Origin of the sequence: Kutzneria kofuensis, assembly GCF_014203355.1 — a bacterium.
GTDB lineage: Bacteria > Actinomycetota > Actinomycetes > Mycobacteriales > Pseudonocardiaceae > Kutzneria > Kutzneria kofuensis.
The window spans coordinates 4,174,109-4,193,388 of record NZ_JACHIR010000001.1 but is presented as its reverse complement, the minus strand read 5'-3'; the positions used below and the strand labels follow the sequence as shown (position 1 = coordinate 4,193,388).

Below are 19,280 nucleotides of genomic sequence, written 5' to 3'. Positions count from 1 at the left end.
CGAGCAACCCGATGCCAGTGTCGTTCAACCACACCATCATTCCGGCCAGGGACCGCGAGGAATCCGCGCGCTTCTACCGGGAGCTGTTCGAGGTGCCCGAGGCGCCGTCCTGGGGCGTGTTCACCAACATCCAGCTGAGCGACGGCGTGCTGCTGCAGTTCGCCGAGCCGCCGGTGGACATCCAGATGCACCACTACGCCTTCCTCGTCGACGACGAGCTGTTCGACCGCGCCTACCGGCGGCTGGTCGAGCGGGGCATCGAGCACTGGGCGGACCCGTTCCAGAAACAGCCGGGTGAGATCAACACCGACCACGGCGGCCGGGGCGTGTACTTCTTCGACCCGGCCGGGCACGGCCTGGAGATGATCACCCGGCCGTATCTGTGAACCGGTAGGCCACGCCGGTCAGGCGCTCCGACTTCTCCCACAGCCGGCGCGCCGCGGCGGCGTCGTGGGAGCGCGGCGCCGACGCGGTGCGAACGGGGTGTCCCTTGAACCCGTTCCACCCGTCGGGCCCGTAGAAGTCGCCGCCGCGGACGGCGGGGTCGGTCGCGGCCCGCAACGACGGCAGCGCCGCCTGGTCGCTGTCCTGCACCATCCACGACATCAGCGGCGAGCCCAGTAGCCACCGCACCACGCGGGGGCTCTCCCGCGCGAGGTCGGTGCGGGCCGAACCGGGATGCACGGCGACGGAGACGGGCAGCGCCTTCGCGGCGGCCAGCCGGCGCTGCAGTTCGTACGCGAACAGCAGGTTGGCCAGCTTCGACTGGGCGTAGGCGGCGATCGGGCGGTAGCGGTCGCGGGAGTTCAGGTCGTCGAAGTTGATCTCGCCGGCGCGGTGGGCGTTGCTGGACACGGTGACGATCCGCGCGCCGGGCACCGCGAGCATCGCCGGCAGCAGCAGGCCGGTGAGCGCGAAGTGGCCGAGGTGGTTGATGCCGATCTGCAGCTCGAACCCGTCCTGGGTGCGGCCGCGCGGCGTCATCATCACGCCGGCGTTGTTGATCAGCAGGTCGACGCGGGGATGGGCGGCGATGATCCGCTCCGCGCCGGCCCGCACCGAGGCCAGCGAGCCGAGGTCGAGCAACACGGGCTCGCCGCCGGTCTCGGCGGCCGCGGCGTCGGCCCGGGCCTGGTCACGGCAGGCGAGCACGACAGTGGCGCCCGCCCTGGCCAGCGCGCGGGCGGTGGCCAGGCCGACCCCGGTGTTCGCCCCGGTGACCACGGCGACGCGCCCGGTCTGGTCGGGTATGTCGGCCGTGGTCCACCTGGTCATTCCCCAACACTACGAGCCGATCAGCTCGGCCAGCAGCTTCGGATGACCGGCGAGTCCGGTGCGCAGCCAGTTGTCGACGAGCGGGCGGCGGGCGGCGATGTCCACACCGGCCCACTCGATGCCGCCCAGCGGCGGCTGCGGGTCGTACTCGATGATCAGCTGCACCTGGCGGGCGACGTCCTCGCCGGCCAGCTCCTGCACCAGGTGCAGCGCCAGGTCGATGCCGGCGGAGACGCCGGCGCCGGTGAGGAACTTGCCGTCGCGCACCCACCGCTCGGCCACCGGCGTGGCGCCGAACTTGGCCAGCAGGTCCCGGCACATCCAGTGCGTGGTGGCGCGACGGCCGTGGAGCAGGCCGGCGGCGCCGAGGATGAGCGAGCCGGTGCAGACCGAGCCGACGATCTCCGCGTGCTCGGCCGTCGACCGGACCCGGCCGAGCAGCTTCTCGTCGGCGAGCGCGGTCATGGTCGGCACGCCGCCGCCCGGGAGGAACACGGCGTGCGGGGCGGGCACCTCGTCGAAGGTGTGGCTGGCGGTGACGCCGAGCGGCGTGTCGGTGGGCACCGGCGCCTTGTCCTCGCCGAGCACCACGGTCCGGTACTCGGGGTCGAACGCGCTCAGCGCGCTGAGGACCTGGAGCGGGCCGACCAGGTCCAGCACCGTGAAGCCCGGGTACAGCACGAATGCGATGTCCTTCATGCCGTCGACGATCTTCCCGCCGGCCGGCGCTCGGCAATCAGGTCGGGAGCCGATGTCCTGAATCCTGGTATCCCTGTCTTTCGGACGGGTATCGTCGCCGCATGCGCAGGGTGGTGATCGTCGGTTACCCGGACGTCGAACTGCTCGACGTGGCCTGCGTGTCGGACACCTTCGACGCGGCCAACCGGCTCGGCGCGGACCCGCAGTACTCGATCGAGTTCGCCACACTCGGCGCGCAGCCGGCGAGCAGCGGCTCGGGTCTGGTGCTGGCCGGGCAGCATGCGTTGGAACGGATCACGGGCCCGCTGGACACGCTGGTCGTGTCGGGCGGCCTCGGACACGAGAAGGCCGCCGACGATCCGGTGCTGGTGGCGCACGTCCGCAGGCTGGCCAGGGAAAGCCGGCGCGTGTCCTCGGTGTGCTCGGGCACGAGTGTGCTGGCGTCGGCCGGCCTGCTCGACGGCCGGCGCTGCACCACGCACTGGGTCGTCGCGCAGCGCCTGGCCGAGCGGTATCCGCGCATCCAGGTGGACCCGAAACCCTTGTACATCAAGGACGGCAACGTCTACACGGCCGCGGGCGTGACGAGCGGGCTGGACCTGTCGCTGGCGTTCGTGGAGGAGGACAACGGCGCGGAGCTGGCCCGGGCGGTCGCCCGTGCGCTGGTGACGTACCTGCAGCGGCCGGGGAACCAGGCCCAGGTGAGCATGTACGTGCAGGCCCCGACGCCGGAGAACTCGGTGGTGCGCAAGCTGGTCACGCACATCGCCGCCAATCTCGACGACGACCTCGGCACGACCGCGCTGGCGGATCGGGCCGGCGTCAGCGAGCGGCACCTGACCCGGCTGTTCCTCGACCACACCGGCCGCCCGCCGGCCAAGTACGTGCGGGAGACCAGAACCGAGGCCGCCGCCCGGCTGTTGACCTCGACCCCGCTGCCGCTGGCGGCGATCGCCCGCCGCTGCGGCTTCGGCTCGGCGGAGACGCTGCGACAGGCGTTCGTCGGCCAGTACGGAATTCCTCCGTCCCGCTATCGGAACCTGACATGATCTGTCAGGTATAGCTGTCAGGGTTACGGCCATGAGCACGTTCCGATACACCAGGTGGGATGAGAAGCTCGTCGCCGAGGCCAAGGGCGGCCCGAAGGTCGCGCACGCCGACGTGGACTTCGTCTACGAGGGACCGCTGAAGGGCGAGAGCCGGGCGCAGCTGCTGCTGCACTACCGGCCGGACGGGACCGGCACGTTCGTCGGCTACGAGCTGCTCACCGGCTCGTTCGACGACGAGCCGGGCAGCTACGTGTTGGCGCACAACGGAACCTTCGACGCCAGCGGCATCGAGTCCAGCTTCGAGGTCCGTGTCGGCAACGAGATCAAGGCGACCGGGACCTACAGGTCCGGCCCGAGCCAGGAGGTGCCCTACACCATCACTTCCCGGTGAGCAGGTGCACGACCACGATGCCGATCACCGGCCCGGTGGCCAGCGCCCCGAGGGTGAACAGCACCCGGGTCACGATGTGGTTCTGTTCGCGGACAAGGTCGCGGCCGCAGTTGGCGCACGCCTTGAGCCCGTTCCACTGCGTGCCGCAGTAGGGACAGCCCCGGCCCTCCAGCGCGGCCTTCTCCCGCGGGCGGATCAGCAGGAACTCGAACAGCCCGGCCGCCACCCAGGCCACGATCACCGCGATCAGCCACGGCGTGGACGCTTCGAGCCACCTCACGCGGGCCATCGTGGCACAGCTTGTAGCTTTCAGGCGTGTCGGATGGCTATGCGGTCGTTGACGTCGAGACGACGGGATTCGCGGCCACCGGCCGTGATCGGGTGGTCGAGGTCGCCGTGGTGGCGGTCGACCGGACCGGCGTGATCACCGACGAGTGGTGCACGGTGGTCAATCCCGGCCGTGATCTCGGGCCGCAGCACATCCACCGGATCAACGCGGGCGACGCCCGGCGCGCGCCGTCGTTCGCGCAGGTGGCGGGCGCGTTGGCGGCGCGGTTGGCCCGCCGGGTCGTCGTGGCGCACAACCTGGCCTTCGACGCACGGTTCCTGGCCGCGGAGTTCGACCGACTCGGCTTGCCGGTGCCGCTGTCGTCGGAGCTGGGCCTGTGCACGATGGCGCTCGGCGCGGCCTATCTGCCGCACCGCAGTGGCCGGTCGCTGAAGGCCAGTTGCGACGCGGCCGGCGTCGAACTGCGCGACGCCCACTCGGCGCTCGACGACGCCCACGCCGCCGCCGGTCTGCTCGCGCACTACCTGAGCCGGGCCGGCCGACCCGAGCCGTGGACGGATCTGCTTGCCGCGGCGTCAACCTGGCGCTGGCCGACGCTGCCGCCGGACGAGGTCGCCGAGTACCGGCGCGGCAGCTACGTGCCGCCGGTGCCCACAGGTGAGGTTCCCTCACTCCGCATCGGCGACCTCGTGGTGTTCACCGGGCAGGCCGAACAACCCCGCCATGAGCTGGTAGAACGGGCACTCGCGGCGGGACTGCGGGTCAATGCGGGCTATGTCACACGGCAGACCGCGCTGCTGGTCGCCGCCGACCCGGAAACCATGTCCACCAAGGCACGAACGGCCCGCCGGTACGGCGTCCCCATCGTCTCGGCGGACCTGTTCGCGACACTGATCACCTGAATATCACCAAAGATCACCGGTACGGGTGGATCGGGCCCCTTGTTAACGAGCCACCTCGGGGGCAGGCTCACTGTGGAAACCTCCCTGCTGAGGAAGGTGCGAACCGGATGAGTGCCGTGGACACGGCGGCACCGACGACCACCGGGACGGTCTGGGACGAGCTGGTGTCCGAGCTTCCCGTTGGGGTGCTGCTGCAGGACGAACATGGGGCGGTGCTGGCGGCGAACAGCCTGGCCGGGCATCTGCTCGGGCTCAGCAGGGCCGATCTGCTCGGCAACCGGCGGCCCGCGGGCTGGCAGGCCTGCGACGACTCCGGCGCGCCGCTGCCGCAGGGCGCCGAGCTGGCCGCGCAGGTGTTGCGGGGCAACGGCCGGCTCGCCGTGCCGATGGTGGTGGTGCGCGACGGGATCGCCGGTTCGCGGCTGTGGGCCGACTTCCACGCCGTCAGCCACCGGGGCCGGCCGAGCGTGCTCACCGTGCTGCAGCCGGTGCACACCGACGTGCCGCACAGCCGGGGGCTGATCGACCCGCTGACCGGACTGCCCAGCCGGGCGCTGCTGCTGGACCGGCTGGAACAGTCGCTGACCAGGTCCCGCACCAACGGCTCGCTGAGCACCTTCGTGCTGGTGGACGTGCGCCGGCTGGCCGAGGTCAACGCCGAGCACGGCTTCGATGTCGGCGACGGGCTGCTGACCGTGCTGGCCGGGCGGCTGCGCCAGGGGCTGCGCGACGACCACACCGTGGCCCGTTACGGCGGCGACGAGTTCGCGGTGGTCGCGGAGCACCCGTGCGGCACCGGCGAGCCGATCGCGGCCCGGGTGCGGGAGCTGACCGAGCGGGCGGTGCTCGTCGGCAAGGTTCGGCTGCACCCGAAGGTGCGGGTGTGCTGGGCGACCAGCGACGGCTCCGCGCCCGCGCACACCGTCGTCGGGCACGTCGAGAAGAGACTTCGCGTCACATAGAAAGAACCCCCGGGAGTGGCTGTCCCGGGGGTCCCCTCAGTCAACTGGCTCAGGCGATGTGCAGCCCGTTGGTCACCGCACCCAGGTCGGTCACCAGCTGCTGACCCGGCAGCTCACGGGCGCCGCCGGCCACGTTCGGCCGCACCTGCAGGCCGTCCAGGCCGGGCACCTGCACCAGGTGCGCACCCGGGATCAGGTTGTCCGTGGGCAGCGTGCCCGTCAGCGACGGCAGGTCGCGCTCCTGCGCCGGCAGGCCCGGCACCGCGTGCGACAGGCCGCCCATCGGCAGCAGGTTGAACAGGCCCATGACGCTGTCCACGCCCATGCCGGTCAGCGGCAGGCCGGCCTCGGTGGGCAGGTCGCGCATCGTCGGCAGCTCGGTCGCGCCGAGCAGGTGACGGCTGGTGATCGGCAGGTCGAGCGCGGGCTTCTCCTCGCCGACGACCGCGGAGGTGTCGTTCACGCCGTGCGCGAGCGCGGTCCCGAACACCTTCAGCGGCACGTTGAAGATCTGCACCAGGGCGCCGACCGGCGCGTGGCCGTTCAGCCCGGACAGCGTCTTGTGCAGGCCGGCCGTGGTCTGGTGGCCGCCGGACGCCACGTCGGTGACGTTGATGCCCTTGGTGGCCGAGATGCCCCCGACCGTCACGGCGTCGGTGAACACACCGGCGATCCCAGCGATCGGGGCCTGCAGCAGGTCACCCGAGATGGAGCCGCCCGTGCCGTTGGTGGCGACGTCGCCACCGGCCAGGTCGACGACCTTGTTCGCGCCGGCGTGGAACGCCTGGCCCGCGGCGGACACCGCGTCCTGCGTCACCTGGGCGTCGGCGACGACCGGCACCGAGGCCAGGTTGCCGGCGACCGAGCCCAGCACGCCCGAGGTGGTGGCCTCGCCACCGGCGGTGTTGATGGCCGAGGTCGAGCTCCTGTCGAACGCCAGGCCACCCGCGCCCACGGCGTCGTCCAGCACCTCGGCGTTGGCGACGGCCGGGACCTGGGCCAGGTTGCCCGAGATGGCGCCGAACATGCCGGTGGTGTGGGTGTTGCCGCCGGCGAAGTTGCCGGTCCACGCGGTGGTGTCGTCCGCGGCGTTGCCGAGCGCGCCCACCGAGTCGCTGATCACCTGCGCGTTGGCCGCGGCGGGCACCTGCGCGACGTTGCCGGCCACCGAGCCCAGCTTGCCGGAGGTGGTGGTGTCGCCACCGGCCGACGGGTCGGTGTAGCTGTGGGCCAGGGCGTTGGAGATGCCGCCCAGGGTCACCGCGTCGCCCAGCACCTGCGCGGTCGCGGCAGCGGGCGTCTTGGCCACGTTGCCGGAGATCGCGGACTCGGTCCCGTTGGTCAGGACGTCCTTGCCGGCGGTGTCGAACACCTTGTTGTCGGCGACGGAGTTGCCGACGCCCGCGGCGGTGACGGTGTCACCCAGCACGCCGACGACCGGCGCCATCGGCGCCTGTGCGACGTTGCCGGCCACCGAGCCGCCCTGGCCGCTGGTGGTGTCGGTGCCACCGGCGTTCGAGCTGGTCAGGTTGGCGGCGGTGGCGTTGTCCACGCCCGCGCCGGCGATGGCAGCGCCGAAGCCCTGCACCGCACCGGCCACCGGCACGTCGGCAATGTTGCCGGTGATGGAGCCGCCCTTGCCGGACGCGTCGACGTCGCCGCCCGCGGTGGAGCTGGTGACGCCCTTGGCGATGGCGTCGCCGTTGCCGACCAGGGTGGCGGTGTCGCCGAACAGCTGCGCCGGCAGCGAGACCGGGACCTGCGCGGCGTTGCCGGACGCGCTGCCCTTGTCGCCGTCGGTCTCCACGTCGTGGCCGGCGGTGGTGGTGGTCTGCGACTGCGAGGCGCCGCTGACGTTGGCGACCAGGCCGGCCGCGTCGCCGAAGACCTGCGCCGGGACCGTGACCGGCACCGAGGCGATGTTGCTGCTGACCGTGCCGCGGTCGTCGTTGGTGTTGGTCTTGTCGCCGGCCTCGACGTCCTTGACCTCCTTGGCCAGGCCGTCGGCGTTGCCGGCCAGCGAGGCGCCCGCGCCGAAGATCTCGGCGGGCAGCGCCACCGGGACGGAGGCGATGTTGCCGCCGCCGACCGCGCTGTTGCCCAGCGTGCCGTTGTAGCCGCCGTCGACGACCGAGGACTGGTTGCCCGCGGTGCCGGTGGCGTTGCCGATCAGCGAGCCGCCCGAGCCGAACACGTCGACCGCGCCGGCGATCGGCGCGACCGCGTCGTTGCCGCCCAGCGTCGACTTGTCGCCGTCGGTGTAGGTGTTGCCGCCGGCCAGGGCCGTGACCTTGTTCAGGTTGGCGGCCTCGGCGGTGCCGATCCAGGTGACGCCGTCGCCGAAGACCTCGACCGGCAGCGCGACCTCGGGGTCGACGATGTTGCCCGAGCCGGTGGACTTCACTCCCGTGGTGCCGGCCTTGCCGCCGGACACCAGGTCGTTCTCGGTGACGCCGAGCGCGGTGGTGTTGCCGATCCAGGACACCGCGTTGCCGGCCAGCAGGACCTTGCTGACGATCGGCGCCTGCGCGATGTTGCCGGACAGCGTGCTCGGGTCGCCCGAGGTCAGCGCGTAGAAGCCGTCGCTGGTGTCGCCGGCCTGCACGGCGCCGTGGCTGGCGTTCTTGGCGTCGGCGTTGCCGACCCAGGAGATCGCGTTGCCGTTGGCCTCGATCGGCAGGCCCAGCGGCACGCCGCCCAGGTTGCCGGACAGGGTGCCGCCGTTGCCGCTGCTCTGCAGCGACCCACCGGTGGCGACGTCGGTGCCCGCCTTGGAGGCGGTCTCCGAGTTGCCGCCGACGCCGATGGCGTTGCCGGTCAGCTGGACCGGGGTGCCCAGGGCGGCGTCGACGATGTTGCCGGCCAGCGTGCCCTTGTCGCCGTTGCTGACGTACGGCGTGGTGCCGGTGGCGGTGTACGCGTCGGCGGTGCCGGCGGCGGCCGCGTTGCCGAGGGCGGCGATCGCGTTGTTGTCGAGCTGGATCGGCAGGCCGTAGTCGACGGCGATGATGTTGCCGGCGATCGAGCCGTGCTTGCCGTCGGTCTCGGTGACCGACTGGGCCTCGCAGCCGACCTTCGACCGGTTGTACGTGGCGGCGTCGCCGGTGGCGCCGATGGCGTTGCCGGAGACGTCGACCGGCACGCACAGGTCGATCGGGATGGTGTTGCCGCGGCTGATGTTCTGCGGCACGGCGACGGGGATGTTCTTCGCCTGCGTCGCCAGCGGGTGCGGAGCCAGCTTGCCGGTGAGCTCGCGGGTGCCCACGGTCTGGCTGATGCCCGGCAGGGTGGTCTGGCCCAGCACGGTGCCCAACTGGTTGTTGGTCTCGTGGATCGGCACCTTGACGTTGACGTCGACCAGGTCGGCGGCGGGGACACCCAGCGGGTGAGCCGACCCGGACTCGGAGGCGTTGGCGACGCCGGTGCCGACGGCGATCAAGCCACCGGTGAGGAGCGCGGCCTGAAGTCCGCGCTTCGCCCACGTCTGCATTACTTCTCCTTCGGGTATGTCCCTTGCGGGGCTAACGGGTGACCGGGGGCAACGGCCACCCGGGGAAGTGGGATGCACCTAGCTGAGGGGGGTGGGTGCATCCCGGGTCGTTAGCGCGGCTGGACGGGCGCAGAAGAACGCGCACGGACCGGAAACGGTGCGGGCGAACTGCCCTGCGACCGCCAGCCGCGCGCGGAAATCAGTCAGGCGTGATGCCGGCTTGCTTGCCGGTCAACACGGACACCGACTGCGAGGTGGCCACGACGGACCTGTACGCAGCGGCGCCGAGGGTGGAGCCGAAAGGAAGCTGCCCGGAGGTCGGGGCGCCGGGCGTGCCGGGGCCACCGTGTCCGAAGCAGCAGGGGGCCGACGGCGCCTGGGCGGGCACGGCCGGCAGCGGCGTGGAGTTCCTCGGGCCGGACAGGTCCGAGCTCCGGTACGGCGGCAGCGGGTGCCGCACGGTGGACGCGGCGGCGGACGCGCCGACGAAGGCCGCGGACGTGGCGGAGCCGGTCGCGCCGGCCGGGTCGGACCCGGTCGGGGAGACGGGCTGCTGCCTGCCGTCGGTCGACGTGGACGCGCCGGAGAGATCGCCGATCACCGGGATCGGCAGCCGCACCGGGAGCGTGGCCAGCGGGAACTGGACCACGTGGCGCACCAGGGTCACCGAGTCTCCCACCAGAGCGGACGGGGCCGGCGTGGCCACGTGCCGCCCCACCCGGACGAAGTCGTCCTGGACCTGGTGGGCGAACCGGTCGAAATCGGCGGAGGAGGGCAGGCTCGCCCCACTCGCCAGGGTCTGGTGCTCGTCGAGGGAGCTCACGGCCGGCTTGCTGGCGGTCGCGACCGCGCGGGCCATCTCGTGCACCCCGTTGTCCGCTGATGCGGTTTCCGGCGAGTGGCCCTGCGTCACGACCGCGTGGTTGACCGGGTTGGCCACCGGGAGGTGGTCACCGAGGGTTCCCGCGGACGCGCAGGCGGTGGAGAGGCACCACGCGGCGGCCGTCAGGCCGGCCGCGCCGCCGACGGTCAGCAGCGCACGGGAGAGCGCGCGGCGCAGCCGGCCGCCCCCCGTGATCACGTGCCCGTCCGTCGACAAATGAAGATCCTCTTCCGCTCGCCTGGGGAAACACCGACATCGGTGAAGGGGCGCGAGAGGCGTCCGTGATGTCGACGCCGAGAGATTGTCAGTTCCGAACGGCCGCCGCACCTTTGACACCGCAAGATCCCCTGAAGGTGTGAACAGTGCCGCGGGTGGGCGCGGCGGCTACGGTGATCGTGTGACTTCGCCCCGGCCCGGCCGCCCCGAGGACGTCAGCCAGTCCGTGCCCAAGGTGCTGCGGGTCAGCGCCGCGCTGAGCTGGCGGCTGCTGGCCGTGGCCGGCGCGGTCTGGCTCATCTCGTGGATCGTCGGCTACCTGGCGGTGGTGATCATCCCGGTGGCCGTGGCGCTGCTGCTGGCCGCGCTGCTGGCGCCGGCGGTCGCCCAGCTGGTGCGCTGGCGGGTGCCGAGCGGGGTGGCGACGGCGATCGTCGTCGTCGGCGGCATCGCCGTGGTCGGCGGCGTGCTGTACGGCGTGATCAGCGCGTTCGTCGGTGGCCTGCCGGACCTGCAGAAGCAGGTGGCCCAGTCGGTCAAGGCGATCACCGACTGGCTGGAGGGCCCCCCGCTGCGCCTGTCCGAGGCCCAGCTGACCGACCTGCCCAACCAGCTCGTCAAGCTGATCCAGGACAACCAGCTCACCATCACCACCAGCGCGCTCAGCACCGCCGCCACCCTCGGCGAGTTGCTCACCGGCGTGTTGCTGGTGCTGTTCACCACGATCTTCTTCCTGCACGACGGCGGCGGCATCTGGTCGTTCCTGATCCGGATCATCCCGGCCGACGTGCGGCCGCGGGTGGACCTGGCCGGCCGTCGCGGCTTCGCCTCCCTGGTGCGCTACGTGCGGGCCACCGCCGCCGTGGCGGTGGTCGACGCTGTCGGCATCGGAGTCGGCATCGCCATCGTCGGCGTGCCACTGGCGGTGCCGCTGGCCGCGCTGGTGTTCCTCGGCGCGTTCATCCCGATCGTCGGCGCGGTGATCGCCGGCACCGTCGCGGTGCTGGTGGCCCTGGTGGCCAAGGGTTTCGTGTCGGCGCTGATCGTGCTGGCCATCGTGATCGCGGTGATGCAGCTGGAGAGCCACATCCTGCAGCCGCTGCTGCTGGGCCGGGCGGTGCAGCTGCACCCGCTGGCGGTGGTGCTGGTGATCGCCGCCGGCTTCACCTTCGGCGGCATCGCCGGCGCGCTGATGTCCGTGCCGATCCTGGCCGTGCTGAACTCGGGCATCCGGTCGCTGCTGCACGACCAGGGCATCGATCCGTCCGAAGTGGACCCGACCCGGCCGCCCAAGGTGGAACCGGGACATGGCAAGTAGCTAGGCCATCGCCACCAGGTTGCGACCGTAGCCCTTGGCCGACAACAGGGCCGAGTCGGCCGCGACCAGCAGCGCGGACACGTCGTAGCCGTAACGGTCCGAAGTAGACACTCCGATGCTGACGGTCAGGCCGGACAGCACGTGCGCCTGGCCGTCGGCGGCGGTGGTCGCCACCCGCAGCAGCGAGATGGCGTGCCGGACCCGCTCGGCCACCGACTCGGCGACGCCGGGGCCGGTGTCCGGCAGCAGCACCACGAACTCCTCGCCGCCGAACCGGCCGACCACGTCGCCGCTGCGGACGCTGCCGCGCAGCTCGCGGGCGACGGCGGCCAGCGCCGCGTCCCCGGCGAGGTGGCCGACCCGGTCGTTGACCCGCTTGAAGTGGTCGAGGTCCAGCAGCATCATCGCGACCGGCCGCCGGCGCGCGCTGGCCTTGGCCAGCTCGTCGCGGGCCCGCAGGTCCCAGTGCACGGCGTTGGACAGCCCGGTCTTGGCGTCCCGCTGCGCGGAGCGGCGCCACTGCGGCAGCTGCGCGGCCCGTTCCAGCAGGAACATCGGCGGCCCGGCGAGCAGCGCCCGGATCGGGTCGGACAGCACCGCCAGCGCCATCAGCGCGCCGGTGCTCGCCGCGACGATGCCCAGCACCACGTCGATCGGCTCGCCGAACACCTCGTCCGCGCCGGCCGACGGGGCGCGCAGCCGCAGGCCGACGGCGACCAGCACGGCCCTGGTCATCAGCAGCACGATGCCGCCGAGCACCAGCATGCCGAAGTCCCAGTTCGGGTGCTGCCAGCCGATGGTGGCGCGGGCGGCGAACACCGACAGCGTGGTCGCGGCCAGCGTGAACAGCCAGCGGTGCGCGTCCGGGCCGGGGCCCAGCACGCCGTAGAGGGCGGGGCCGAGCAGGAGCAGCAGCACCAGGTTCGGCGGCAGCACCAGCAGGCCGGCCGAGAGGTAGCAGATGTGCAGCGCCCACGGGTTACGCCGGGTCTCGTTGGACAGCTGCGTCGCGATCGCCGTGATGACGATGACCACCAGCCCGGTGCAGGCGATCGCGCCGAACCGCCCGAGGTCCTCCAGCGTGGGCGGGGCGGTCGCGGCCATGACGTAGCCGCCGACGGCCAGTGCGGCGAGGTCCACCGACATCCAGTAGACCAACGCGGGCCTCGGCAGGGTCCACATCGACCAGTCGCGCAATGCCAATCCGATCGTCACCCGATGTCTTGAGCGTCGCACACACCGTCAGGCGAGCAGAAGTCCACCGGTCAGGGATACCGACAACCACCCGGTCACGGCAGGATGTCGGCGGGGAGGGAGCAGGTGGTGAACCGCAGACCAGCCATTCCGGGGATCAGGCCCGACGACGATCCGGCCACGCCGTTCTGGCGGGGTGTGATCGTGCTACGCATCGTGACCTGGGTGTTCGCATTGGCCAGCATCTGGTTCAACCTGCACACCTTCCGGCTCGAGTGGGCCGCGTGGGTTGTCGCGGCCGTGATGACCGTGTGGACCGGGGTGCTCACGTACTTCTACCTGACGCCGGCCGGTCGGCGACCGCAGCTGGTGATCGCCGACCTGGTGCTGAACACCGTGCTGATGCTGAGCTCCGCGCCGATCGTCGGCCCGGCCCAGATGCAGTCCGGGGCGCAGACGATCACCACCCTGTGGTCCAGCGGCGCGCCGGTCGGCGGCGCGATCTACGGCGGCCGGTACTGGGGGCTGCTGTTCGGCGGCGTCACCGCCGTGGCCAACGTACTGCCGCGCGGCTACTTCAACATCTACCTCGCCGAGGACACCGTGCTGCTGATCGGCGTCAGCTTCGTGGTCGGCGTCGCGTCGGAGGCGACCCGCAACTCCGCGGCCCGGGTGCGGCAGGCGCTGCGCACCGAGGCCGCGACCGCCGAGCGGGAGCGGCTGGCCCGGTCCATTCACGACAGCGTGCTGCAGGTGCTGGCCCGGGTGCGCAAGCGCGGGCTGGAGGTCGGCGGCGAGGCCGCCGAGATCGCGGAGCTGGCCGGCGAGCAGGAGATCGCGCTGCGGTCGCTGATCGCCTCCGGGCCGTTGGAGTCCACTGTGGATGGCGACACGGATCTGCGGCAGTGGATACAGCTGATGGCCACGTCGACGATCTCCGTGGCCGCACCGGCAACTCCGGTGCTGGTGCCGCAGGTGACCGCGGGCGAGCTGAGCGCCGCCGTACGGGAGGCGCTGTCCAATGTGGACCGCCATGCCGGTCCCGGCGCGCGGGCGTGGGTGCTGCTGGAGGACCTCGGCGACGAGGTGGTGCTGAGCGTCCGTGACGACGGCGTGGGCATTCCCGACGGGCGGCTGGCCATCGCCGAGGCGGAGGGCCACCTGGGCGTCTCGCAGTCGATTCGAGGACGGATCGCCGACCTGGGTGGCACCGTTGAGCTGACGACGGGGCCCGGCGAGGGCACCGAGTGGGAACTGCACGTGCCGACGGGGGGACAAGCGTGAGCGTGTCGGTGATGGTCGTCGACGACCATCCGATGTGGCGGGCCGGCGTGGCCCGCGACCTGCAGGAGCGGGGCTTCGAGGTGGTCGCGACCGCCAGCGACGCGGCGGCCGCGGTGCGGATCGCCGGCACCGTCCGGCCGGACGTCGTGCTGATGGACCTCAACCTCGGCGCGCAGACCGGCGTGGAGGCGACCCAGCAGATCGTCGCCACCCGGCCCGAGACGCGGGTGCTGGTGCTGTCCGCCAGCGGCGAGCACGAGGACGTGCTGGAGGCCGTGAAGGCCGGCGCCTCCGGTTACCTGCTGAAGTCCGCGTCCGTCGAGGAGCTGGTCGACGCCGTCAACCGCACCGCCGAGGGCGCGGCGGTGTTCACCGCCGGGCTGGCCGGCCTGGTGCTCGGCGAGTACCGGCGGATGGCCGCGCAGCCGGCCGGGGCCGAGCCCACGCCGGAGCTCACCGACCGCGAGACCGAGGTCCTGCGCCTGGTGGCCAAGGGCATGACGTCACGGCAGATCGCCACCCGGCTGGGCATATCGCACCGGACCGTGGAGAACCACGTCCAGTCCACGCTGCGCAAGCTCCAGCTGCACAACCGGGTCGAGCTCGCCCGCTACGCCATCGAGCACGGCCTGGACGCGGAACAGCACTGACCGCCGGACGCCCGCCGGCGCGATCGGCGCCGACGGGCGTCCGGTCAGTGCTGGCGGCGCGGGGTGAGCGCCGCCCTGGCCGCGAGCCGCGCGTGCTCGGGGTCGTGCGTGGCCAGGGCCGCCTTGGCGGCGAGCTGGCACTGGTCGAAGTGCACCTCGGCCAGGCCCGCGCCGACCCGGTTGAGGGCGCCGGCGTTCATCGACAGGCTGGTCATGCCGAGGCCGACGAGCACCGCCGCCAGGTGCGGGTCCGCCGCCGCCTCGCCGCAGACGCCGGCCGGCTTGTCTACCTCGCCGGCGGCCTTGCCGACCAGGGCGATCAGCCGCAGCAGGGCCGGCTGCCACGGGTCGTTGAGCGCGGCGACCGCGCCCACCTGCCGGTCCGCGGCGAAGGTGTACTGCGCCAGGTCGTTGGTGCCGAGGCTGACGAAGTCGACGGCGTCGAAGATCTCGCGGGCGGTCAGCGCGGCCGCCGGCACCTCGATCATCACGCCGACCTTCTGGATGCCGGCGGCGCGGGCGCGCTCGGCGAACCAGCCGGCTTCCTCGGCGGTGGCCACCATCGGCGCCATCACCTGCACCTGCGCTCCGGTCTCGGCGGCGGCCGCGGCGATCGCCTCCAACTGCCGGTCCAGCACGTCGGTGCGGGTGAACGCCACGCGCAGACCGCGCACACCCAGCGCCGGGTTGGGCTCCGGGTCAGGGGCGAGGAACGCCAGCGGCTTGTCCGCGCCGGCGTCCAGCGTCCGGACGGTGACGGGCTTGCCGGCAAAGGGCTTGAGTACAGCGCTGTAGGCGGCGGTCTGCTCGGCGACGGTCGGCTCGCTGGTCGCCGACAGGTAGCAGAACTCGGTGCGGAACAGGCCGACACCCTCGGCGCCGTTGGCCGCCGCGGTCGTCGCGTCGGCGGCGGAGCCCACGTTGGCCAGAACCTTGATCCGGTTGCCGTCGAAGGTGATGCCGACGCCGTTCCAGTGCGCTTCCTTGGCCGAGCTGGCGGCCAGCACCTCGACGCGGCCGGCCGGCACCTCGACCACGCCGGTGTCGCCGTCGACGATCAGGCCGGCGATTTCGCCCAGCGACAGCAGACCGGTGGTGGCGACGACGGCCGGGATGCCCAGCGACCGGGCCAGGATGGCGGTGTGGCTGGTCGGCCCGCCCTCCTCCGTCACGAGCGCGAGGACCTTGGCCGGGTCCAGCCCGGCGGTGTCGGCCGGCGCGAGGTCGCGGGCGATCAGCACGGACGGCCCGGTCAGCGTCGGCACGCCGGGCGGCTCGACGCCCATCAGCTCGGCGACGATGCGGTCACGCACGTCCCGGATGTCCCGGACCCGCTCGGCCATGTAGCCGCCGGCCGCGGCCAGCGCGGCCGCGAACGTCTCGGCGGCGTCGAACACGGCGCGGGCCGCCGGCAGCGACTTCGCCGTGACGAGCTTCTCCGCCTGGCTGGCCAGCGACGGGTCGGCAGCCATCGCGGCGGTGGTCTCCAGCACCGCCTTGGCCTCGCCGGTGGCCGCGTCGGCGCGCTCGGTCAGCCGGGCGGCGACCGCCTCGGCCGCGGGCCGGATCCGGGCCGCCTCGGCCGCCGGATCCGCGGGCTCCGGCGTCGCCGCCGGCTCCGGCAGCGGGTCCGCGACCCGCACGACCGGGCCCGAGGCCCGGCCCGCACTCACTCCGACACCCTTGAGTCGCGCGCTCGACATGGTCTAGACCATACCCCTCGCTGAATCGACTTCACCACGGGTCGGGTACGACGCCTGCGCGCCCGGCCGCGTCACCGACACCGCCGCCACCCGTACCGCCCTTCGTGCCGCCGCGGCCAGGTCGTCCCCGGCCGCCAGCTGCGTGATCAACGCACCGACGAACGCGTCGCCGGCACCCGTCGTGTCCACCGCCGTCACCCGCGGCGACTCCACCTCGGTCGTGCCGTGTTTCTCGATGACCAGCGCACCCCGGCTGCCCAGCGTGACAACAGCCGACTTCGGGCCCAGGTCCAGCAGCTTCGTCAGGTCGGTCGCGCCGTCCATCAGCCACTGCGCCTCATGCTCGTTGACGACCAGCGGGTCCAGCGCCGCAAGCGTTTGCCGCGACAGCTTCGCCACCGGCGACAGGTTCAGCACCGCCCTCGTGCCCGCCTCGTTCGCCAGCGCCACCGCCCGCTCGATCGCCGGCAGCGGCACCTCCAGCGACGCCAGCAGCACCTTCGCGCCGGCGATCACATCCTTGGCCGCCTCCACCTGGTCGACGTCCACCGCCGAGTTCGCGCCGGGGGAGACGACGATCGTGTTCTCCCCGTCCGGGGTGACCGTGATGTAGGCGGCTCCGGTCGGCCGATCCGTCGTGCGGACCAGGTCCAGCTGCACGCCCGCCCCGCTCATCGACTCTCGCAGCAGCTCCCCGTGCTGGTCGTCGCCCACCGCCCCCAGCAGCGCGACCCGGGCCTCCTGCAGTGCCGCCGCCACCGCCGCGTTCGCCCCCTTGCCGCCCGCCGCCAGCACCGTGTCCGAGCCCAGCACCGTCTCGCCCGGCCCCGGCCGCCGCTCCACCCGCACCACGACGTCGGCGTTCGCCGACCCGACCACCACCACCTCAACAGTCACATCACAACCCTGCCACGTGAGTAGTGCTACGGATCCGTTCGGCGAGGTCAGGACTCATCCTTTCGGCATGACCACCTCGGAACCACTGGCGCGACTGGCCGCCGAGCTGGACTTCATCGGCCGGCGGCTCCAGGTCGTCAGCCAGGAGTTACAGCACGCCCAGCTCGCCACGCCACCCGCGCCCGCCCCGGCGCCGACGGCACAGCCGATGCAACCACCGACGCAGGCGGCAATGCCCGCGGCCATGCAATCACCGATGCAGCCGTCAATGCCGGCTCCGATGCAGCTGCCGATGCAGCCGATCGCGGCAGCGATGAGCGCGCCGATTCCGGGCCCGCCGCAGCAACCCGCGTCCCAACCGCCGCCGCTCTCCCCGCCGGCCGGGCCGACCTGGCCCCAGTCCGGGCTGCCCACCTACGTGCCCCCGCCTCCGCTGCCCGAACGCCTCGGCCGCGAGGGTGCCGGCAGCAAGGTGGTGGCCTGGATCGGCGGCTCCGTCACCCTGCTCGGCATCGTGCTGCTGATGGTGCTGGCCGTGCAGCGCGGCTGGCTCGGACCGGAGCCTCGGGTCCTGGTCGGCGGCGGCCTCGGCCTGGCGCTGATCGCCGGCGGCCTGTGGGTGCACCGGAATCCCGCCGGCCGCAGCGGCGCCTACGCGCTGGCCGCGACCGGCATCGCCGTGCTCTACCTGGACATCGCCGCCGCGACCTCGCTGTACGAGTTGATGCCGCAATGGGCCGGCCTGCTGGTGGCGTTGTTGGTCGCGGGTGGCGGGCTACTGCTGTCGGCCCGATGGAACGCCCAGTTCATCGCCGTTTGGGTGATCATCGGCTGCGCGTTGTGCGACCCGTTCCTGACGCACGGCTTCACGCCGCTGCTGGTGTCGTTCCTGGTCGTGCTGCAGATCGGCGCGATGCCGGTCCAGCTGGTGCGGAGCTGGCCGTCGCTGGCCCTGGTCGCCGGCATCCCGCCGGTGCTGGCCAGCCTCGTGACGACGGTGTTCACCCTCCGGTCCGGCGATCCGCTGCAGACCGCCGGCGCGGCGCTGGCCGCCACGGTGGTCGGCGTCGCCATCGCCGTCATCGTCACCGTGCGGAACCAGCAGGACATGGCGACGCCCGTGATCCTGCTGGCCACCGCCCCCGTCGCTGCCCTGGTCGCCGGGTTCGCGCTGACGCGGTCGGAGGCGGCGTGGCTGGCCGTGATCGTGGCCGCCCTGATGCTCGGGGTCGCGGTGTGCGACCGCTGGCTCAGCACCCCCGTCACGGTCACCGCCGCGATCCTCGGCTCGATCGCCGTCGTCGACGCGACCATGCACGCGCTGACCGGCCCCACCCAGGCGATCACACTTCTGGGTGAAGCTTTGGTGCTCGTGCTGGCCGCCGACCTGGTCCGGCACCGGGCCGCGCTGCTCGCCTCGTTGCTGACCGCGATCTGCGGCCTGCTGTGGGGTCTGACCGTGGTGACGCCGGTGACGCTGGTGCTCTACCGGCCGGGCGCGGAGATGACCGTCAGCACCGCGCTGACCGGGCTGCTGATGACCCTCGTGGCCATCGCGATCCCGCTGGTCGCGTACCGGATGGACGTCATCGGCCCGCCCACCCGCAACGCCGGGCCGTGGATCGTCGCCGGCCTCGTGATGCTCTACGGCGCGACCGGCGCTGTGCTGGCCACCGCGCTGCTGGTCTCGCCCGACCGCTCCGGATTCCTGTTCGGCCACACCGTGATCACGGTGTCGTGGACCGTCGCCGCCATCGCCCTGCTGCTGCGCGGGATCCGCTCCGCGGCGCTGCGTGCGGTCGGGTTGGTGCTGGTCGGGGCGTCCGTGGTCAAGCTGATCCTGTTCGACCTGGCGGCGCTGGACGGGCTGGCCCGGGTGATCGCGTTCCTCGTCGCCGGCCTGCTACTGCTCCTGGCCGGTACCCGATACGCCCGTCTGGTCGTACATGGAGGAGTCATAACGGATGAGTCGCGAGACGTAACAAATCAGGTGCCGGACTGATACACAGAGGTGTACCGGTCGATTCGTCCGCCGGTGAGGTGCCCTGGCGCCGGTCGCGTAGCCCCCCGAGCGACTC

17 protein-coding genes are annotated in these 19,280 nt (G+C 72.5%); 9 read left to right on the top strand and 8 right to left on the bottom strand.

Translation table 11 applies throughout. The features are described from left to right. The first annotated feature begins 11 nt into the window (after window positions 1–11). Window positions 12–386, top strand: coding sequence for a VOC family protein (locus BJ998_RS19345; RefSeq protein WP_184863599.1), 375 nt, complete (start codon window positions 12–14; stop codon window positions 384–386). Here the strand turns inward: BJ998_RS19345 and BJ998_RS19340 are convergent. Continuing rightward, window positions 367–1,275: an oxidoreductase gene (locus tag BJ998_RS19340; protein ID WP_184863597.1), complete on the bottom strand. Its 909-nt coding sequence runs from the start codon at window positions 1,273–1,275 to the stop codon at window positions 367–369. The two genes, BJ998_RS19345 and BJ998_RS19340, sit on opposite strands and share 20 nt — an antisense overlap. 9 nt (window positions 1,276–1,284) lie before the next feature. Beyond that, window positions 1,285–1,974 carry a DJ-1/PfpI family protein gene (locus BJ998_RS19335; RefSeq protein ID WP_184863595.1) on the bottom strand — a complete coding sequence of 230 codons (690 nt, stop codon included), beginning with the start codon at window positions 1,972–1,974 and terminating at the stop codon, window positions 1,285–1,287. 101 nt (window positions 1,975–2,075) lie between these two features. On the opposite strand from BJ998_RS19335, the gene BJ998_RS19330 reads away from it, so the two are divergent. Beyond that, a complete protein-coding gene (locus BJ998_RS19330) occupies window positions 2,076–3,023 on the top strand; it encodes a GlxA family transcriptional regulator (protein WP_184863593.1) in 948 nt (315 codons plus the stop codon). A gap of 31 nt (window positions 3,024–3,054) precedes the next feature. After that, complete coding sequence (locus BJ998_RS19325) at window positions 3,055–3,414, top strand: DUF3224 domain-containing protein (RefSeq protein WP_184863591.1); 360 nt, start codon at window positions 3,055–3,057, stop codon at window positions 3,412–3,414. Here the strand turns inward: BJ998_RS19325 and BJ998_RS19320 are convergent. Continuing rightward, window positions 3,401–3,694, bottom strand: coding sequence for a hypothetical protein (locus BJ998_RS19320; protein ID WP_184863589.1), 294 nt, complete (start codon window positions 3,692–3,694; stop codon window positions 3,401–3,403). The genes BJ998_RS19325 and BJ998_RS19320 overlap by 14 nt on opposite strands. A 35-nt stretch (window positions 3,695–3,729) precedes the next feature. Here BJ998_RS19320 and BJ998_RS19315 point away from each other — a divergent pair, with 35 nt between their 5' ends. Beyond that, window positions 3,730–4,605: an exonuclease domain-containing protein gene (locus tag BJ998_RS19315; RefSeq protein WP_184863587.1), complete on the top strand. Its 876-nt coding sequence runs from the start codon at window positions 3,730–3,732 to the stop codon at window positions 4,603–4,605. Window positions 4,606–4,712: 107 nt separating this feature from the next. Next, the gene (locus BJ998_RS19310) at window positions 4,713–5,567 is read left to right on the top strand and encodes a GGDEF domain-containing protein (RefSeq protein ID WP_184863585.1); all 855 of its coding nucleotides are present in this window, start codon (window positions 4,713–4,715) and stop codon (window positions 5,565–5,567) included. Window positions 5,568–5,616: 49 nt separating this feature from the next. Here BJ998_RS19310 and BJ998_RS19305 read toward each other — a convergent pair whose 3' ends face one another. Together BJ998_RS19305 and BJ998_RS19300 are read right to left on the bottom strand one after the other, a co-directional pair. Continuing rightward, a complete protein-coding gene (locus tag BJ998_RS19305) occupies window positions 5,617–9,057 on the bottom strand; it encodes a beta strand repeat-containing protein (protein WP_184863578.1) in 3,441 nt (1,146 codons plus the stop codon). A gap of 199 nt (window positions 9,058–9,256) precedes the next feature. Next, a complete protein-coding gene (locus tag BJ998_RS19300; protein ID WP_184863576.1) occupies window positions 9,257–10,138 on the bottom strand; it encodes a hypothetical protein in 882 nt (293 codons plus the stop codon). Between the two features lie 199 nt (window positions 10,139–10,337). On the opposite strand from BJ998_RS19300, the gene BJ998_RS19295 reads away from it, so the two are divergent. Then, window positions 10,338–11,474 carry an AI-2E family transporter gene (locus BJ998_RS19295; RefSeq protein WP_184863574.1) on the top strand — a complete coding sequence of 379 codons (1,137 nt, stop codon included), beginning with the start codon at window positions 10,338–10,340 and terminating at the stop codon, window positions 11,472–11,474. Here the strand turns inward: BJ998_RS19295 and BJ998_RS19290 are convergent, their stop codons facing one another. Further along, the gene (locus tag BJ998_RS19290; RefSeq protein ID WP_312890209.1) at window positions 11,475–12,689 is read right to left on the bottom strand and encodes a GGDEF domain-containing protein; all 1,215 of its coding nucleotides are present in this window, start codon (window positions 12,687–12,689) and stop codon (window positions 11,475–11,477) included. A 108-nt stretch (window positions 12,690–12,797) separates the two neighbouring features. Between BJ998_RS19290 and macS the strand changes: the two genes are divergently transcribed. After that, entirely contained in the window at window positions 12,798–13,952 is a 1,155-nt protein-coding gene (gene macS / locus BJ998_RS19285) for a MacS family sensor histidine kinase (RefSeq protein ID WP_312890208.1), read from the top strand. A gap of 11 nt (window positions 13,953–13,963) precedes the next feature. After that, complete coding sequence (locus BJ998_RS19280) at window positions 13,964–14,602, top strand: response regulator (protein WP_184868782.1); 639 nt, start codon at window positions 13,964–13,966, stop codon at window positions 14,600–14,602. A gap of 44 nt (window positions 14,603–14,646) precedes the next feature. Here BJ998_RS19280 and ptsP read toward each other — a convergent pair whose 3' ends face one another. After that, window positions 14,647–16,305, bottom strand: a complete 1,659-nt coding sequence (ptsP, locus tag BJ998_RS19275) for a phosphoenolpyruvate--protein phosphotransferase (protein WP_184863570.1) — start codon at window positions 16,303–16,305, stop codon at window positions 14,647–14,649. A gap of 3 nt (window positions 16,306–16,308) precedes the next feature. After that, window positions 16,309–17,202 carry a ribokinase gene (locus tag BJ998_RS19270; RefSeq protein ID WP_184863568.1) on the bottom strand — a complete coding sequence of 298 codons (894 nt, stop codon included), beginning with the start codon at window positions 17,200–17,202 and terminating at the stop codon, window positions 16,309–16,311. 67 nt (window positions 17,203–17,269) lie between these two features. Here BJ998_RS19270 and BJ998_RS19265 point away from each other — a divergent pair, with 67 nt between their 5' ends. Further along, window positions 17,270–19,204 (top strand): DUF2339 domain-containing protein, encoded by a 1,935-nt coding sequence (locus tag BJ998_RS19265; RefSeq protein WP_184863566.1) that lies wholly within the window; start codon window positions 17,270–17,272, stop codon window positions 19,202–19,204. The last annotated feature ends 76 nt before the right edge of the window (window positions 19,205–19,280 follow it).

Coding starts and splice junctions, on each gene's coding strand:
- BJ998_RS19335 (WP_184863595.1), bottom strand. CDS start 1,974: ATGAAGGACATCGCATTCGTGCTGTACCCGGGCTTCACGGTGCTGGAC.
- BJ998_RS19280 (WP_184868782.1), top strand. CDS start 13,964: ATGGTCGTCGACGACCATCCGATGTGGCGGGCCGGCGTGGCCCGCGAC.
- BJ998_RS19330 (WP_184863593.1), top strand. CDS start 2,076: ATGCGCAGGGTGGTGATCGTCGGTTACCCGGACGTCGAACTGCTCGAC.
- BJ998_RS19310 (WP_184863585.1), top strand. CDS start 4,713: ATGAGTGCCGTGGACACGGCGGCACCGACGACCACCGGGACGGTCTGG.
- BJ998_RS19305 (WP_184863578.1), bottom strand. CDS start 9,057: ATGCAGACGTGGGCGAAGCGCGGACTTCAGGCCGCGCTCCTCACCGGT.
- BJ998_RS19340 (WP_184863597.1), bottom strand. CDS start 1,275: ATGACCAGGTGGACCACGGCCGACATACCCGACCAGACCGGGCGCGTC.
- BJ998_RS19325 (WP_184863591.1), top strand. CDS start 3,055: ATGAGCACGTTCCGATACACCAGGTGGGATGAGAAGCTCGTCGCCGAG.
- BJ998_RS19265 (WP_184863566.1), top strand. CDS start 17,270: ATGACCACCTCGGAACCACTGGCGCGACTGGCCGCCGAGCTGGACTTC.
- BJ998_RS19345 (WP_184863599.1), top strand. CDS start 12: ATGCCAGTGTCGTTCAACCACACCATCATTCCGGCCAGGGACCGCGAG.
- ptsP (WP_184863570.1), bottom strand. CDS start 16,305: ATGTCGAGCGCGCGACTCAAGGGTGTCGGAGTGAGTGCGGGCCGGGCC.